This window comes from Psychrobacillus sp. FSL H8-0487 (assembly GCF_038008385.1).
GTDB classification, from domain to species: Bacteria; Bacillota; Bacilli; order Bacillales_A; family Planococcaceae; genus Psychrobacillus; species Psychrobacillus psychrotolerans.
Window position 1 is genome coordinate 3,764,107 of record NZ_JBBOZA010000001.1, and the last position, 17,085, is coordinate 3,781,191.

Genomic DNA, 17,085 nt, shown 5'->3' on the forward strand with positions numbered 1-17,085 from the left:
AATGAAAAAGAAGATTGTATTGCTAACCTTATCAAGTATTGTCGTCCTAGCTCTAAGCTTTACAACGAACATAAAACATATTAGCGAGGACGAAACTCCAAGACCAACATCTATAGACAATTCGTTTATTTAAAAAACTCAACATTTGAAGCACAGTTTCAAGTCAGGTCTTTAACGAAGCACACCATTCATTACTAAATTTATCGTAGAGCTTTTCTGAGACTACAAAAAACCGGTCATCCAATTGGATAACCGGTTTTTTTGTTGTTATGACTCTAGAATATAGTGACCTTTTTCTATAAAAGATGTTACACCGTTTTCTTTAAAGAAAGATAATACGCTTCTTCTTTTTCTTGATCGAATCGGCCTTCCCACTTAGCCATAACGATCGTAGCTAGTGCATTTCCTACAACATTAACAACTGTACGAGCCATGTCTAGAAGACGGTCAATTCCAGCGATGAAGGCTAGACCTTCAAGTGGGATACCAACTGTTCCTAAAGTTGCCAGTAACACAACAAACGAAACCCCTGGAACTCCTGCAATACCTTTAGAAGTGACCATTAGAACTAGTACTAAAGTAATTTGTTGAGAAATACTTAAGTCAATATTATACATCTGAGCTATAAAGATTGCCGCGATTGCTTGATACAACGTAGAACCATCCAAGTTAAACGAATATCCTGTTGGCACTACAAACGATACGATATCTTTTGGTGCTCCGAATTTCTCCATCTTCTCCATTACTTTTGGTAAAACTGTTTCTGAACTTGACGTTGAATACGCTAAAAGAAGTTCGTCCTTTAGTACTTTTAGTAGATGGAATATATTGATTCCAACAAATTTTGCTATACCTCCAAGTACAATGATTATAAAGAATATCATTGTAGCGTACACAAGAATCATTAGCTTGCCCAGCGGCAACAAGGATTCGAGACCAAATTTAGAAACTGTTACTCCGATTAAAGCAAAAACGCCAAAAGGAGCAAATTTCATAATAAGATTTGTGACCCAGAACATCGCATCTGCTGTACCCTGGAAGAAAGCTAAAACAGGCTTTCCTTTTTCACCGATTGCCGCAATACCTAGCCCAAATAATACCGAAAAGAAAATAATTGGAAGCATTTCTCCTGCCGCCATCGCTTGCACGATATTATCAGGAACTATTCCTACAATTATATCTAATATCCCATGATCCTCTTTTTGGACTTGCTCTGTTGTTTGAACATATTGATCGATATCACCTTTAGCAAGGCTTGACATATCTATCCCTTCACCAGGTTGGAAAATGTTTGCTGCAAATAATCCAATGATAATAGCAAAGGTTGTTACAAGCTCAAAGTAAATTAGTGTTTTCCCACCCAATTTACCTAATTGTTTGATATCACCAGTTCCCGCAACACCTAAGATTAAAGTTGAAACAATGATAGGAACAACTATCATTTTAATCATATTGATAAACATGGTTCCTATTGGCTGCAAGTACTTTTCTACTGAAGGATTTCCAAAGAAAACTGCACCCACAATAATCCCTAGGATTAGACCTACTAATATTTGATATGCTAATGTAAACTTGAATTTCTTTTTCATATTATGCTATCCCTCCTAGTTGTAAGCGCTTTCCATATATAAATAGCTTAAAACTATTTTAAAGATAACCTATCAAATCCTACAAAATCCTACATTTTACTTCCCCGGACGAAGAGTCTTCTAAATTTGCTTATAACTTTCCAATACTTCGACGTATAACATTTGAAGAAACTTTTTAATATTAATCTTTATTTTGGAAGAGTTAAAGCGGTTCTCTCCTACCTCAATCATCAACCTTCGAACTTCTTGGAATTCAAAGTATCGGGGTGCATAATGCTCAAATTCTCTACTTGTATAATCGATTGAACCAATTGTAGCCATATGCTGGATTGCTGCTAATATAGTTCTTCGGAGCCGCTGCTCAATTGCTTTCATTTCCTTTTTTATATCTTCTGCATTCCGTCTTCTCGCAAGAGACTCATAAATATCGATTAATGCTGGAAAAACGTTCGACTCATTGTTTCTGTGCACTAACATTTCTATAATCTCTTTCAGGTCATTGCTGCCTACCTCACTCATTATCCCCATATCACCAAGCTTGATACTGACCAATTCTCCCACGTTTACCTTTTTTAGAGGGGGCATAATTGTATTGAAGCTTGCTAATGATTCTTTTATCGTTAAAAGCGAATTCCTTAACCGTTTTTGTTCTGCATTTTTCTGCAATATACTTTGAACCTCTACCCTATTAATTGGTTTATGTATAAAAAATTCAATTCCTTTTTTATAAGCTTCTCCTACCATTTCTTTATTAACAATTTGAGAAATCATGATAAATTGACCTTCAAATCCTCTATTTTTCAATTTTTCAATTGTTTCGATGCCATCTAAATCTGGCATGAGAAAGTCAACCAGCACTACATCTGGAAGTGTAGCAAGTATTGGAACTAAGCTTTTTTCACCATTTTCTGCTTCTCCAATTACTAATCCTAACTCGTCATCTGTTATGATTTTTCTTAGCATCATTCTACTTGCTGGATCATCATCTACAATATAGTAACGCAATATTTTACCCACCTTTTCTTATGTTTTCTGTTGGGATATTTACCTTAAAGGTAGTACCTTTATCAAAAGATTCAATTTGTACTTGGCCTTCCAAGGTTGTAATAATTTCTTTGACGTGGGATAGACCAATACCTGTTGCAGCTACTCCTGAATCATTAAATTTGGTAGTATAGCCTGGTTCAAATACAATGCCATGATCTTCTTTGGAGATACCTCCTCCAGTATCTTTGATAATAAACCACGTTAATTCTGACTCTTCACAAACCTCTATGCTAATTTTGCCTGTAGTTGATATAGCTTCTACTGCATTAGCACATATATTATTCAATAGTGCCAACAATGGAATTTGTTCCTCTGTGTCATAATCGACTAAAATAGTAGAGTGAATGACTATTTCTTTATTAAGTAATTCACTGTATTTTTCGTTCCCTTGAATAACAAGCTGTACAACTTCTGAGAGCGTGTAATGTTTGTTCCTTTCAACTGTTGTGATCTTTTGCAATCCTGCTAAAATCCGTTGAGAGTCCTTTTTTACCTCATGTATTTCTTGAGCAATTTTCAACGCTTGGGTACTTAAAGCAAGATGATCCTGGCTCTTTAATTTGCGGTATAAATCATGGCTAGAAGCAGTAATTTTCTCTATATGATTCATCGATTTTTGTAGATAAAGTGTTTCTGCATATAAGTTTGAACCAACCTTTAACATTTCTTGTATCCGCTTATTTTGCTCCATTATAATAATTGAGCTATATAAGCCTACTACAAAATAACTTCGAAAAATGGCTACCAATGCTAATAGTACCCATTCTTGAACCTCCAGATGCATATTGCTCCATAATAAATATCGAACAATATGCTCCACACTATTAGCTGTAAACTCCAAAACTGTGGCAAACGCTCCTAGAAGCAGAGGCGCCTTTTTAAACCGCTCTATGCGTATAACACTAAAGCCGGTTGCAAAAAGCAAATAAAATAAAAAAGCGGGTATATGATCTACTAATATTAGCCCAAAAGCCTCATCAGTAAATATCATATCCTCCCCAATTCGCACAAGAACAACCGTAACTCCTGTTAAAAAACCCGTGAATATTAAAGACGTCGGTTGAAATATTAACAGAAGAAAGAAAAAAGCAGCACTTCCTAATCCAAAACGGAAATCCTCCCCATTAAAAGGAATCACTTTAAATTCGCTAGCTATTACAGTTATTAATATCGTTAAAATTAGTACACTCCATTTATTAGCGACTAATTGGTGTCGTTTAAAAACCATAAAACTCTCCTATATGGATATATTTATTAGATATAAGTATAGCATTTCCAACGAAACTTTAGACAAAAGTACAATCATCCCATTGTATTATATATACATTTAAAACCCGCTATTATATAGTGAATTTAGGTGATGACATGAAAATGAAAATGTACGTTAATAATGACAAGATAGTTGCAGGAATGACCTTGAAAAATATTACAGAACTAGAACAAGGAAACATGGCTCTACATATTTGTGAAAATACGGAGTACATCCTTGAAAACCGAAAAAAACTAGCGACTTCTCTTTCTAGTGAAATGGACAATTTCGTTTGCGCCAATCAAACGCATAGTGCCAACTTTCATCGAGTAACGATTGAAGATAAAGGTCGTGGAGCTAGAACAAAGAATACCGCCATACCTGACACGGATGCTTTGTATACTTTTGAGTCAAATATTATTTTAACCAGTTTCTCCGCTGATTGTGTTCCCGTCATCTTTTACAACAAAGTGAACGGTCTTATTGGTGTGATTCATTCGGGCTGGCAAGGGACGATTAAGGAAGTGACCCTAAAGCTGTTTAGACACTTAAAAAAGGTAGAAAACTGTAACCCAAGTGACTTCCATGTACAAATAGGTGCTGCCCTGAGCCAAGAGAAGTTCGAAGTAGATCTAGATGTCTATAAAAAGTTTAATAACTTAGGCTATGCTAAAGACTTTATATATTTTAAGAGTTCAACTAACAAGTATCATATCGACAACCAGTTAACAGTGAAAAAACAGTGCGAGCTCGCCGGAATTCCTACAGACCATATTACAATTGATCCAACCTGTACGTTCATAAGTCCAGATGGATTCTCTTATCGAGAGGATCGACAATCAGGTCGGCATTTAAGTTTTATTATGAAAAAAGATTAACCTCCCAAAAGCACATCGACTTCGATGTGCTTTTTACTTATTGCACTCCTCACTAATTTTGAGTTATTTTCATATACTTTTATGATTGGTTTTTTTAAAAAGGAGGAACGACATGAACGTATACGTTAGATCCGGGGATTCGCTTTGGTATTATAGTCAATTATTCAAGGTTCCTTTTCGGCTTATTATTGACTCTAATCGGAATATCGACCCACAAACACTATCAATAGGTGCGCGTATTCAAATCCCAGGATATGTTACTACTTCTTACCAAATTAAATCGGGGGATTCACTGTGGTCTATTGCTAGTAGCAGAAATCTTCCACTGGATACACTTTTCCTTGTTAATCCTACACTTAATCCAGCGTTTTTAAGAATCGGACAGTCAATCAACATTCCCATTAGAGTGACATGGAGAATAGTGAATGGAAAACAGAATTATGATTATAGCACATTGATGAATGATATGAGACAACTACAAACTGTTTACCCGTTTTTAAGGATATCTTCTATCGGTAATTCAGTTGAGGGGCGGGAAATACCTGAAGTATTAATAGGAGATGGAGAAAAAAGAGTTCATTATAATGCTTCCTTCCATGCAAATGAATGGATTACAACTCCCATCATATTAACTTTTTTAAATGATTACGCATTGTCTCTCACTAACCAAACTCCTATTCGAGGGCTCAATACGCTTCCACTATACTCACAAGCCTCTCTGTCTATAGTTCCCATGGTTAATCCGGATGGTGTGGATCTTGTACTAAATGGTCTACCAGAAGAAAGTCCATGGAGAGATAGAGTAATTGAATGGAATAATGGCAGCTCTGATTTTTCAGGATGGAAAGCAAATATTCGAGGAGTCGATCTGAATGATCAATTTCCTGCTGAATGGGAATTAGAACGTGCCCGTAATCCTCAGGTACCAGGTCCCAGAGATTACGGAGGGGAAAGCCCCTTGTCTGAACCCGAAGCAATTGCAATGGCAGATTTGACTAGAAATAGTGATTTTGCAAGAGTACTTGCATTTCATACACAAGGAGAAGTTATCTATTGGGGATTTGAAAACCTCGAGCCACCCGAGTCTGAAGCAATGGTCACAGAATTTAGTAGAGTCAGTGGCTACGAGCCTGTGCAAACGATTGATAGCTATGCAGGCTATAAAGACTGGTTTATCCAGGATTGGCGCAGACCAGGATTTACGGTTGAGCTTGGCACAGGTATAAATCCACTACCCCTCTCCCAATTTGATGAAATCTATGAAGAGGCATTAGGTATTTTCTTAGCAGGTCTGTATGTATAAAATTTTAAATAGAATTGCATATATATTATCAGTCAGTCATCGTGATTATCATATCTCGACGACTGACTATATAGACTCTAATAGCTGAACACTAAAGATATTAACCAAATAAAGAAAACTATTCCCACAAAACCGAGTTCGAGAAAATGTATTCTTAATACCTTTTCATAACTCTGTGTTGCTTGTCGAACACCTAAAAAATCTACGTGGTGGATAATATAGACAAACCCACATAAAAAAATAAGGCCAGCTAAGCTATATACTCCACCCTCTAAAGTCATTACATTCATACCACTTATTTCGGCAAATGTATAACCTAGATCCTTAGCGAATAAATAAGAGAAGATTATTATTATAAATAGGAGCAAGGACAAGCTAAAGAGGTGATTTCTATAATCAAGTAAACTCATAAGCTTTCGGATTTTAGCAGTTTTGGGTTTTAGTTGTTCATCATCTTCCACTTGCATTTCTTCATGATACATTGCATAGAGGAAAGCTACTACAACCATTCCACAGAATAAGATTGGTGATAATAATTGAACGGCTAGCCCAAAATCGAAAACAGCTATAATTATTAAAATAATCAAGAGAACTACCATTGCCCTTTCGCCAAGTTCCTCTCTTTTTTCCCATACTTTGCGAATATACACTCTATTATCTATCTTAGCTTCGCGATCCTTCGGTATTTCTATGCTTAGAGGCTTTTTAAATTTGAAAAAGAAATAGGAAATAACGATCAAACATATCCCTATTAACAAATAAACAAATACCTCTCTTGGATAAGAAATAGACGAATCATATGACTCTACAATCCAAAGTCCATCCAATACTATACAGAATAGACCAACTACCAAAATATATGGAGCAATTTTACGAGCCATCTCTCCACCCCCTATATACAAGTTTGGATGATTAAATTGTATCATGTCCTATAACAATACTAATACGACATATGTATAAAAAATAAACGTTAAAGGATATTTGCCTTTGAACGTTTTTTTGTTCGAGATTTAAATCCACTAGTTATATTGAATTTTGCTCTTAAGTTTTCTGTTTCCTTACAAACTGACCACTACAGTTTTCTTTATATTGGTACTTTTAAAAACATCAATTCATTGCTAATGTAAATTCAATCTAAAAAATAATTTGAAAAAGGAAGGATTCAACTATGCAAAAAACAACAAGCTATTCTCATGTACGTACTTTCGATTTAATTATTACATCTATGTTAATTGCACTTGTCTTCGTTGCTACTATTTTGTTAAACATTAAATTACCTATCACAGCTAATGGAGGGTTAGTTCATCTTGGAACGGCCGTACTCTTTATCTCTTCTATTTTATTTGGCCCTAAAAAAGGTGCTATTGCTGGTGCTATTGGTATGGGCTTATTCGATTTAGTAGGTCCTTGGGTTTTATGGGCACCAATTACGTTTTTAGCACGTGGCTTGCAGGGTTATATCGTGGGAAAAGTTGCTTGGTCGAAGGGACGCAACGGAAGTAGTTTAGCACTCAATCTAATTGCTACAATTCTGTCGATTCCTTTTATGCTAGCTGTCTATTATCTTGGAGAAGCAATCATCTTTAAAAGTTGGATCATACCAGCAGCCTCTATTCCTGGAAACATCGTACAAAATGTGGTAGGACTCTGTGTTGCCATTCCAGTTTGTGTAGTACTAAAAAAAATTCCGTATTTCAAATAGCTATATAAAGAGGGACTAAAGATAATATTCTTTAGTCCCTCCATCTCAATGATCAGGTTATTTTCGCCAATATAATCTAAAAAACAGGGCTGCTTTTATCATTAGTATGATTTACTAATACTATTCACAAGCTACATCTTTAGATTTGAACGTTTTACAGCAAGTATCTGCAGAATGACTAGCTTCTTCAGAAATAGAGCGGTAATCAAATTCAGAAGCGAACTCTGTATTATTGTGGTTTGCATGGTAATCCATATCTATTTCAATTTTTTCGGCACCACAAACATTCCCTTTTGCGTGAAAAATACAATTTGATACAGCGCATTTCACTTCTACATTTGGCATAAATGTCCTCCTCATTGAAATTTATTAAGAAATACAAAATGTATTCCTTATAAAGTATCTTGTCCCATTCTACGATATTAATTTATAAGAATTTTTCTTCTGAAAGTCCTAGAAATCAAAAAAGAATCTTTAATCCATCAATAGACAGATTAAAGATTCTTTGGAAGACTTAATTATGAGCTTTCTCTTTCTTGCTTGGTAGAAGTGTTTCTGCAGTTGAAGCATGAACTTCCTGTAAAAGCTCAGGATTCTCCATTAACGATACGCCATATGATGGAATCATTTCTTTAATTTTTGGTTCCCACTCATCTACATGTTGTGGGAAGCATCTATAAAGTATCTCGATCATGGCATGTACAGCAGTTGAGGCACCTGGAGAGGCACCTAGCAATGCTGCGATAGAGCCATCCTCTGCGGTAACAATCTCTGTACCAAATTGAAGTGTGCCTTTACCACCAGTCTCTGTGTCTTTTATAACTTGTACACGTTGACCTGCAACTACTGTATCCCAATCTTCAAGTTTAGCATTAGGGATAAACTCACGTAATTCTTCAATACGTTTTTCTTTTGACAACATAACTTGTTGGATTAAGTATTTTGTTAATGATAACTCTTTTGCGCCTGCTGCCAACATAGTTGTTAAGTTATCTGGTTTCACAGAAGTTACTAAATCCATCATGGAACCAGTTTTTAAAAACTTCGGTGAGAAACCTGCAAATGGTCCGAATAGTAACGATTTTTTATTGTCAATAAATCGAGTATCAAGATGCGGAACAGACATTGGTGGAGCACCAACTTTAGCTTTCCCGTATACTTTTGCATGGTGTTGTTCTACAACCTTTGGTTTGTTACATACTAAGAATAGTCCACTTACTGGGAATCCACCAATATGCTTCCCTTCAGGAATACCGGATTTTTGTAATAAATGAAGACTTCCACCTCCGCCTCCAACGAAGACAAATTTTGCGGTATGGTATTCAATTTTACCTTCAGCGTCATTCTTTACTTTTACTTCCCATTTACCATCACTCGTGCGTTTAAGATTTTCCACACTATGATTATAATTTATATCAACGTTTTGGTTTTTTAGATGGTCAAGCAACATACGTGTTAAAGCTCCAAAGTTAACATCTGTTCCAGAGTCAATTTTTGTAGCTGCAATTGCTTCTGTTGCTGGACGGTCTTGCATAATCAGCGGAATCCATTCTTTCAGTTTTTCTGGATTATCGGAAAATTCCATTCCTTGGAATAAAGGGTTATTTGACATTGCTTCAAAACGTTTCTTTAAAAATGCGACGTTCTCTTCTCCTTGTACCATGCTCATGTGAGGTAACGGCATGATAAAATCTTCCGGATTATTTAGTAGCTTACTGTTTACCAGAAAAGACCAAAACTGCATGGAAAGTTGGAACTGTTCATTAATATTAATAGCTTTAGTAATATTCATAGAGCCATCAGGATTTTCTGAAGTATAGTTTAGCTCGCACAGTGCTGCATGCCCTGTTCCAGCATTATTCCATTCGTTAGAGCTTTCTTCCCCTGCTTTATCGAGTTTCTCAAATACTTTAACTTTCCACTCTGGTTTTAATTGCTTCAATAATGTTCCTAAAGTAGCACTCATAATTCCGGCACCTATTAAGATAACTTCTGTTTCTATTTCAGTTTCTCTCTTGTTCATATAAACCTTCCTTACTCCGTATTTGTTTAAAGGATGTACACTACTTAGGCATAACTTTATGTCAAGTTAAATTACAGAAATACATCTTTTCTATTCTAATATAACCATATCATAAATTACAATTATAAATATTCTATCTTCTACTACGAGTCCATTATAAGCTATTTGTAAGCGATTTTAAAGTCAGCAAAAAATGTGACTACTTCCAGTCAGGTAATGACATACAAAATCGCTGACTATATCTGCATTCATATAAGAATTAGTATGTTGGCTACTGTCACCAGAGCTAAATGCCCTTCTATAATTTTCTCCTCACAAAAAAAGCTATTCAGAGTGTAAATCCACTCGAATAGCTCTTTTTAAGTTATATTAGAATGCTGGAATTGCCGTTTCATCATAGTTTTTCTCTAAAAACTCACGTACTTCAGTACTTGTCATAGCTTCCGCTAGTTTTTTAATTGCTTCTGAATCCTTATTATCTTCGCGCGCAACTAAAGTAATAGCAAAGTCGTTGTCGTCTCCTTCTGTAAGGAGGGCATCACTTTTGGGCGTCAAATTCAATGGTGCAGCATATGCTGGTGTCATTACTACTGCATCTGCATCATCGTACATTCTCGCTAGCATCAACAAGTCTACTTCCTCAAACTTATAGTTTTTCGGATTTTCCAGGATGTCAGCTTTCGTATAGTAGGAACCTGTTTTTTCTTTTAAAGTGATGACATTATGCTGGGCTAACAATGCTAGTGAACGATCTATATTTGAAACGTCATTTGCTATTGCAATTACAGCTTCTTCCGGTAATTCATCCATCGAATTATACTCTTTAGAATATGTACCATAATTCGCAAAGTATATAGGAATAATTGGCACTAGATTTGCATCGTTATTTCTATTGAATTCCTCCATATAGGGAACGTGTTGGAAGAAGTTCGCATCTACTTCTTCTGCTGCTAGTGCAGTGTTAGGTTGAACATTATCTCCTAAAACAACTATTTCAAGATTAATTGATTGCTCTGCTAACTTCGGTTTAATAAGTTCAAGAATTTCTGTCATTGGAGGGATTAATGACGCTACTTTTAATGTTACTTCTTCATCATTTCCCTGCACTTTTTCTTTATCATTCTTCTCTTTCTCTTGGCTACAACCAGCTAAAATTACCACTAACAATGTTATTAATAAAAGAATTTTTCTCATATGTTCCTCCTGTTATCCCTGTTATCTAACGCTTATCTATTATTCTGGCGATAGTAGTACCAGTAAACTGAATGAGCTGTACTAGTATAATCATAATAATAATCATATAAATCATTAAATCCGTCTTAAATTGTTGATATCCATACCGTATAGCAAAGTCACCAATACCACCGCCTCCTACTACTCCCATAATGGTCGAGTAAGAAATAAAACTAATTATTGATGTAGTTAGTCCAAGAACAAGACCAGATCTAGTCTCTACATAAAGAAATTTAAATACTATTTCTTTAACAGAAGCACCCATTGAAATTGCTGCTTCCATTACACCTTTAGGTACGTCCAATAAAGATTGCTCGACTAGTCTTGAATAATGTGCAATAGCAATGATTGCTAAGGGAACAATTGCAGCTGTTGTGCCGATAGCTGTCCCTATGATTAATCTTGTAAAAGGAATTAAAAAAACAACTAGTAGTAAGAATGGAAAAGATCGAATTATATTTACCAATAAATTTAAAACAGTAAAAACCAATCGATTTTCAATTACTTCTCCCTTGCGACAAAGGAAAAGTAAAGTCCCAACCGGGAGACCGAATAGTATCGCTGCTCCTATAGATGCCCCAACCATTATAAATGTTTCACCAATGGATAACCAAATTTCAGCTTCATATTGAACCAATATATCAGGCATCATCCATCTCACCAGCCTTTGCTAATTGCTCTACAAAATAGCTAGGGCTCTTATCTATATGGTGGATCCCAATTGGTTCAGTTGATACGGTATCATAAATTTCTCCATTTGCCATAACCGTTACTCGATTACATATACTTTTAATTACTTCCATCTCATGGCTGACGATAACAATTGTAACACCTAGAACTTTATTAATGTTTTCTAATACTCCTAGTATTTCAGCACTTATATTTGGATCCAGTGAAGAGGTTGGTTCATCACATAACAAAACTTGTGGTTTGTTCGCTAATGCTCTTGCAATTGCAACACGCTGTTTTTGACCACCGCTTAATTGTGCTGGATATTGCTTTATTAAATCTTCTAATCCAACAAATTGAAGACACTCCATTATCCGATCCCTACGTTCCTTCTTTGGATAGTTAGCCAACTCTAACGATACTGCTACATTCTCGTAAACAGTTTTATTTGCCACTAGGTTAAAGTGTTGAAAAATCATTCCGATTGACTTGCGGGCTCGTCGAAGTTCTTTGCTGCTAAGATTTGTTAGCTTTTGACCATTCACTTCTACTTCCCCTTGATCCGGGAGTTCTAACAAATTCACAAGCCTTAACAAGGTGGATTTCCCTGCTCCACTAGCTCCGATAATCCCATGGACCTCACCCTTATCTATCGTTAGAGATACAGATTTAATGACTTTAAACTGCGAAAAGCTTTTACTGACATTAACTAATTTAATCATAAAAAAAACCCCTTTCTTTTAGTTGAAGGGTGATTACAATGTGGTTAATTATAACGCATTATGGTTGTACTGTCATTAAGCTAATACTATGGGACTAATCGTATCAAAATACTCCACAATTTTGTCCATAGCATAATAAGCGCAACTCAAACAGAGCAAATCGCAAGGTCCCATTGGGAATCGCAAGTCTGCTCTGTTTCAAGAAGTAATTAGCTTTGCTGGTACTCCAACGAATATAAATCATTCAATGTCAACTTACCAAAGCTAAAATCAGTTAGTCTTTGTGCTATTAAATACTGGGTAATGGCACCTAAAGTTATTGTGTCTTGCTCCTTTACATCAATAAGCGTTTTACCGTTTGGTAATGTCTGCACTGCTAGTTCTGGAAACTGCTCTTTAAAAACTATAAGGAACTCCTGCGAGAAATTTGATACACGAACCGTTGTTACCTTGTTGTCACTAAAACCAGGTGACACATCGTCTACTAACTTTAGTTCACCATTTTTCATAAAGAATATACGATCTGCGTATTGCTCTAGGTTCTCCAATAAATGAGAGGCAATAATAATTGTTTTACCTTCTGCTTTTTTTTGTAAAAGTATTTGAGATATTAGCTCTACGTGCGTTGGATCCAATCCATTCATCACTTCATCCATCAGCATCACTTGTGTATTGGAAACAATTTGCATAGCAAAGCATAGACGCTGACGCATTCCTAAAGAATAAGTGCCTGTTTTTTTCTTTACATAAGATTCCATACCAAGTTTTACAATTGTGTCATCTATTAATTTCGGATCGCTATTCCACATTTCCTGATAGATTTTCAGATGATTCTTACCAGAAACATGATTATATAAATCACTTTGGTCCGGCATCATAGATACATCCTGATGTATCTTCACCTCATTTGCTTTACTTGAATATTGTAGTTCATGATTTAAAATCACCTTTCCTTGATTGGGAGGTAAATAATTCATGATCACATTCATCAATGTCGATTTCCCTGTGCCATTTGGTGCTACTAAACCAATGATTTCCCCTGGTTGAAATTTAATCGATATATCCTTTAATACCTGTTTGTCTCCAAACTGTACACCTATTTTTTTTAGTTGCAACAAGTCTATCACCCTTTCCTAGGCTATTAACTTAAACCTTTTAAATTTACTCACAATCAGCGTCAATATCATCAAAAAGAGTGTACAACCTCCTACTATTGTTAACCCGTATTGATAGGTTAAATCAGGCGACTCATAAACAAAGTTTCTATATCCTGAAATGACTTGTCCTACTTGTACATATGATGTTGGATAACGTTCAATATCTGAATATGCCCCCATAACTCGTTCAAAATATATCCACTCAGCAGCAATTAGGAGAAAACTGACAAATAAATTAGCAAACTCCGCTTTCACAATTATACTTAGGAACAAACTGATCACTATAAAGAATAAGAACCAAATAGCCATAAACAAGACATTTTTTAATATAAATGTAATCATGGGCATATTAGTAAAGGTTTCTTCTATGTAAGAATAGATAGGCACCGGCAGTGAAAAATCACCAAATCCATTTTGTAATCCAATAACTATAAAACCTACGCATAGAGGAATAAATGTTAGAACACTTCCTATAAAAGCAACTATTCCTTTCATCAATAGCTTTTTCCAATCAGCTATGGGAAATCCTTTTAATAAACTAGGGTTACGACGATCTTTCAACACAATATCTACAGATAAAAAGATACAGCTTATAAATAATACGATTGGCAAATAATCATTTAGCATCCGTTGTAAAGTTTGCAGAGCAGTTCTTTCTTCAAACAACTGCATAGACAGCTCCGAGCTTCCCTCTACGTAACCAGTAAACCTGCTAGCTGTATAACCATAACCATAATGTCCATCAGCATGAGCATAATTATTACCATAGGTGTAATAGAGAGGGTTGTAGAAGAAGTCACCACTGTTGACAATTAGTTGGTCTGAATACAGATACCATCCCGCTGTTGCTTCTGCATATTTTAAGTAATCCTTATCACCAATTGCATCAATTCTTGCCTTATCATATTCATTCCACCGTGGGAATATGGCCAGTGCAAATGCAACGGAAGGATGTATATTGTCTTTCCCTTCGACACTTTTGATAAAATCATCTCTCGTCGTGTAACGTGCTTCCATCTCTGCTACATCGACTTTTTCAATAGGTTCGTATGAAGGTGCAATTTTTAATACAAAGTATATAGCTAAAAATAGTAAAATCACGTATACAGCTATGTTTTTCTTATTCGTAAAAAATTGACTCAACTCCCATTTAAAATAGGCCCACATTTTATCCACCTCCTATATTTTCTGTAGCTTACCTGTCGATAAAACCCATTTTATAATAGCCATTAGCAATCCAATGCTAATACACAAATAAAGCAATCCTGCATTGCTATTTAAGGCGACTGGCGTAGCTAAATTCAAAGACTCTCCATTTAAGACACTCGGAAAGTTAACATAGTTAAATGGATTAAACGGTATCAGCTCGATTAGCCCCGGGAACAAAATGGGTAAAACAACAAGCATAACTTGTACAAAAATAGTTAAATAAACATTTTTTAATAGTACATTTAAAATTACAGACAATAAAATCGCAAAAATCGCCAGAACAATCATATAAATAATCGAAACTGCTATGTATTTATAAATAGGATAAATCATTACGTCCCCATTAAAAACGGCTACAGGATAGGATGCCTGACCTAATCCTTTAAAATAGATTAGAGGTAAACTACATATGATGAGCTCAATTATGAAAATAACTACTATACTCATCGAAGTCATACATTTCGCTAACACATACTTACTAAAAGCAATAGGATAACCTTTTATAATAGAAATATGGCGGAAATCTTCTATCATAATATTAGACGAGTAAATACAAATTAGAACAAACCATACTGAGCCTACTACACTAAATAAAAACGCTAAAAATGGATAGAAACTTAGGGAGCCAAAAGACACTTCTAAACTATGTTTTTTTAAATATTTATAATAGGAAGAGTCCATTTCATTCTCTATCTTTGATGGCAAATTTCCAGCTACCAGATTATAATTGTCCATTTCAAATGCTTGTTTACGTAATTCTGTAAGCTCTATTGCGGTATCTATAAATAATTCTGGTTGTTCTGTTTTTAAGGCCATCCCTTGTTTCGGATATGTATAATATTGTTTAACGATATTTTTGTATATATCACTACCATCTCCGTACTCACTGGCATCTACAATTTGAAATTTATTCATAGCTACCTTAACTGGTAATGATTCACTTGATTTTTCTTTAATAGGATTACCTAACTCTGTTGAATTCGCATAAACAACCATCCCAATAATACAAAGCGCCACAATCAGACAAGCAAAAATATTTTTATTATTTGTTTTCTCTATAATAAATAGCGTTTTTAACATACTTCTCACATAATCCACCCCTTTTAACAAAAACAAACAAATAATTTGAATATTAAGTTAATTTTTATTACATATCTCCTATATTAACCATTCTCTATGTACTAGGAAAATACCTTTTTCAGAAAAAATAATCTGTAAAATGACTGTAATTTTTCTATAATTTGTTCCTCATTTTAGGTATTTATAGAAAATCTCTTTTTTCATGATATGATGATGTATTGGCGCGAAGGAGGTCATATCGTGAAATTAAATAAAGGTGTTATTTATATATTATTAGGTGCATCCTTTTTCGGCTTTACACCTATATTTGCTAAACTTGGATTTAGCTTTGGCTACTCGCTCGGGCAAATCAATATTGTACAAATGGTCATTTCCTTCTTTTTATTATGGTCCCTAACTCTAATCAAACGCGCCAGCTTCAAAGGCCTGAATAAGAAGAATATTGTTCAAATAATAATTACCGGTTGCTTAATCGGTTTAACTAGTATTTTTTATTATGGTTCGATGGAATATTTGCCGGCGTCACTGGCTATTATTTTAATGTTCCAGTTTGTTTGGATAGGCATTATTTTAGAATGGATTTTCAGCAAAATAAAACCTGCGCCTATAACTATATTGTCCATCATACTAATCTTAATAGGGGTCTTTTTTGCTTCCAATTTTGTAAATGGCGATATAGGTGGTCTACCACTTAAAGGGTTAATCTTTGGAATCCTCTCAGCATTCACTTATGCAGGGTTTATATTTTGCAGTGGTAAAGTTGCTGTAAATGTGGACCCATGGACGCGAAGCTCTTTAATGGTGACTGGTTCAACCATTTTAGTGTTCATTGTATTCATGCATGACATTCCTACGGTACTGCCATTGGAGAGTGACTTGTTGTCGATTGCTGTTGGTGTTTCGTTATTCGGAGCAGTGCTACCACCATTATTTTTCGCCGCTGGTGCTCCGTTAGTTTCAGGTGGAGTCGCCAATATATTAACGTCTATTGAATTGCCTATTGCCATTCTCTCAGCGAGTCTTATTTTGTCAGAAGTAGTAACGCCTTTGCAGTGGTTAGGCATCGCTATCATACTAGTAGCTATCGCTTGTAATGAACTAGGTACTAAACTGGTCCAAAGAATTAAAGAATATCCTTAATGCTAAGAAGAGTATTTACTCAAATATGTTGATATTTTTGTGTCTTCAAGCGGATGGAATATGGATCAGATCGAATTAATGAAT

17 protein-coding genes are annotated in these 17,085 nt (G+C 35.2%); 5 read left to right on the forward strand and 12 right to left on the reverse strand.

Features of this window, described 5'->3' with window-relative positions; all coding sequences use genetic code 11:
• Position 1 precedes the first annotated feature (1 nt).
• A complete protein-coding gene (locus MHI47_RS19275; RefSeq protein ID WP_281249759.1) occupies positions 2 to 133 on the forward strand; it encodes a hypothetical protein in 132 nt (43 codons plus the stop codon).
• A 175-nt stretch (positions 134 to 308) separates the two neighbouring features.
• On the opposite strand, the gene gltP is transcribed toward MHI47_RS19275, so the two are convergent.
• The 3 genes from gltP to MHI47_RS19290 form a co-directional block, all read right to left on the reverse strand.
• A complete protein-coding gene (gene gltP, locus MHI47_RS19280; protein WP_093537968.1) occupies positions 309 to 1,589 on the reverse strand; it encodes a glutamate/aspartate:proton symporter GltP in 1,281 nt (426 codons plus the stop codon).
• 120 nt (positions 1,590 to 1,709) lie between these two features.
• Positions 1,710 to 2,594 carry a response regulator gene (locus tag MHI47_RS19285; protein ID WP_340831923.1) on the reverse strand — a complete coding sequence of 295 codons (885 nt, stop codon included), beginning with the start codon at positions 2,592 to 2,594 and terminating at the stop codon, positions 1,710 to 1,712.
• 4 nt (positions 2,595 to 2,598) lie between these two features.
• Complete coding sequence (locus MHI47_RS19290; protein WP_340831925.1) at positions 2,599 to 3,864, reverse strand: sensor histidine kinase; 1,266 nt, start codon at positions 3,862 to 3,864, stop codon at positions 2,599 to 2,601.
• Between the two features lie 137 nt (positions 3,865 to 4,001).
• Between MHI47_RS19290 and pgeF the strand changes: the two genes are divergently transcribed.
• Positions 4,002 to 4,763 (forward strand): peptidoglycan editing factor PgeF, encoded by a 762-nt coding sequence (gene pgeF / locus MHI47_RS19295; protein ID WP_340831927.1) that lies wholly within the window; start codon positions 4,002 to 4,004, stop codon positions 4,761 to 4,763.
• A 112-nt stretch (positions 4,764 to 4,875) separates the two neighbouring features.
• Positions 4,876 to 6,066 (forward strand): M14 family metallopeptidase, encoded by a 1,191-nt coding sequence (locus tag MHI47_RS19300; protein WP_340831928.1) that lies wholly within the window; start codon positions 4,876 to 4,878, stop codon positions 6,064 to 6,066.
• 77 nt (positions 6,067 to 6,143) lie between these two features.
• Here MHI47_RS19300 and MHI47_RS19305 read toward each other — a convergent pair whose 3' ends face one another.
• On the reverse strand, positions 6,144 to 6,947 hold the full coding sequence (locus tag MHI47_RS19305) for a hypothetical protein (RefSeq protein ID WP_340831930.1): 804 nt from the start codon (positions 6,945 to 6,947) through the stop codon (positions 6,144 to 6,146).
• A 287-nt stretch (positions 6,948 to 7,234) separates the two neighbouring features.
• Between MHI47_RS19305 and MHI47_RS19310 the strand changes: the two genes are divergently transcribed.
• Positions 7,235 to 7,768, forward strand: coding sequence for an ECF transporter S component (locus MHI47_RS19310; RefSeq protein ID WP_340831932.1), 534 nt, complete (start codon positions 7,235 to 7,237; stop codon positions 7,766 to 7,768).
• A gap of 120 nt (positions 7,769 to 7,888) precedes the next feature.
• Here MHI47_RS19310 and MHI47_RS19315 read toward each other — a convergent pair whose 3' ends face one another.
• From MHI47_RS19315 to MHI47_RS19350, 8 genes are all read right to left on the reverse strand, one after another.
• Positions 7,889 to 8,113, reverse strand: a complete 225-nt coding sequence (locus MHI47_RS19315) for a DUF1540 domain-containing protein (RefSeq protein ID WP_093537975.1) — start codon at positions 8,111 to 8,113, stop codon at positions 7,889 to 7,891.
• Positions 8,114 to 8,282: 169 nt separating this feature from the next.
• A complete protein-coding gene (locus tag MHI47_RS19320) occupies positions 8,283 to 9,791 on the reverse strand; it encodes a malate:quinone oxidoreductase (protein WP_340831933.1) in 1,509 nt (502 codons plus the stop codon).
• A gap of 369 nt (positions 9,792 to 10,160) precedes the next feature.
• On the reverse strand, positions 10,161 to 10,985 hold the full coding sequence (locus MHI47_RS19325; protein WP_340764251.1) for a MetQ/NlpA family ABC transporter substrate-binding protein: 825 nt from the start codon (positions 10,983 to 10,985) through the stop codon (positions 10,161 to 10,163).
• A 25-nt stretch (positions 10,986 to 11,010) separates the two neighbouring features.
• On the reverse strand, positions 11,011 to 11,673 hold the full coding sequence (locus MHI47_RS19330; protein WP_340832102.1) for a methionine ABC transporter permease: 663 nt from the start codon (positions 11,671 to 11,673) through the stop codon (positions 11,011 to 11,013).
• Positions 11,666 to 12,415 carry a methionine ABC transporter ATP-binding protein gene (locus MHI47_RS19335; protein WP_340831935.1) on the reverse strand — a complete coding sequence of 250 codons (750 nt, stop codon included), beginning with the start codon at positions 12,413 to 12,415 and terminating at the stop codon, positions 11,666 to 11,668. Before MHI47_RS19335 ends, MHI47_RS19330 begins: the two co-directional genes overlap by 8 nt.
• A 209-nt stretch (positions 12,416 to 12,624) precedes the next feature.
• A complete protein-coding gene (locus MHI47_RS19340) occupies positions 12,625 to 13,533 on the reverse strand; it encodes an ABC transporter ATP-binding protein (protein ID WP_340831937.1) in 909 nt (302 codons plus the stop codon).
• Positions 13,534 to 13,548: 15 nt separating this feature from the next.
• Positions 13,549 to 14,739 (reverse strand): ABC transporter permease, encoded by a 1,191-nt coding sequence (locus MHI47_RS19345; protein ID WP_340831939.1) that lies wholly within the window; start codon positions 14,737 to 14,739, stop codon positions 13,549 to 13,551.
• A gap of 12 nt (positions 14,740 to 14,751) precedes the next feature.
• Entirely contained in the window at positions 14,752 to 15,870 is a 1,119-nt protein-coding gene (locus MHI47_RS19350) for a hypothetical protein (protein WP_340831941.1), read from the reverse strand.
• Between the two features lie 231 nt (positions 15,871 to 16,101).
• Between MHI47_RS19350 and MHI47_RS19355 the strand changes: the two genes are divergently transcribed.
• The gene (locus MHI47_RS19355) at positions 16,102 to 17,001 is read left to right on the forward strand and encodes an EamA family transporter (protein ID WP_340831943.1); all 900 of its coding nucleotides are present in this window, start codon (positions 16,102 to 16,104) and stop codon (positions 16,999 to 17,001) included.
• The last annotated feature ends 84 nt before the right edge of the window (positions 17,002 to 17,085 follow it).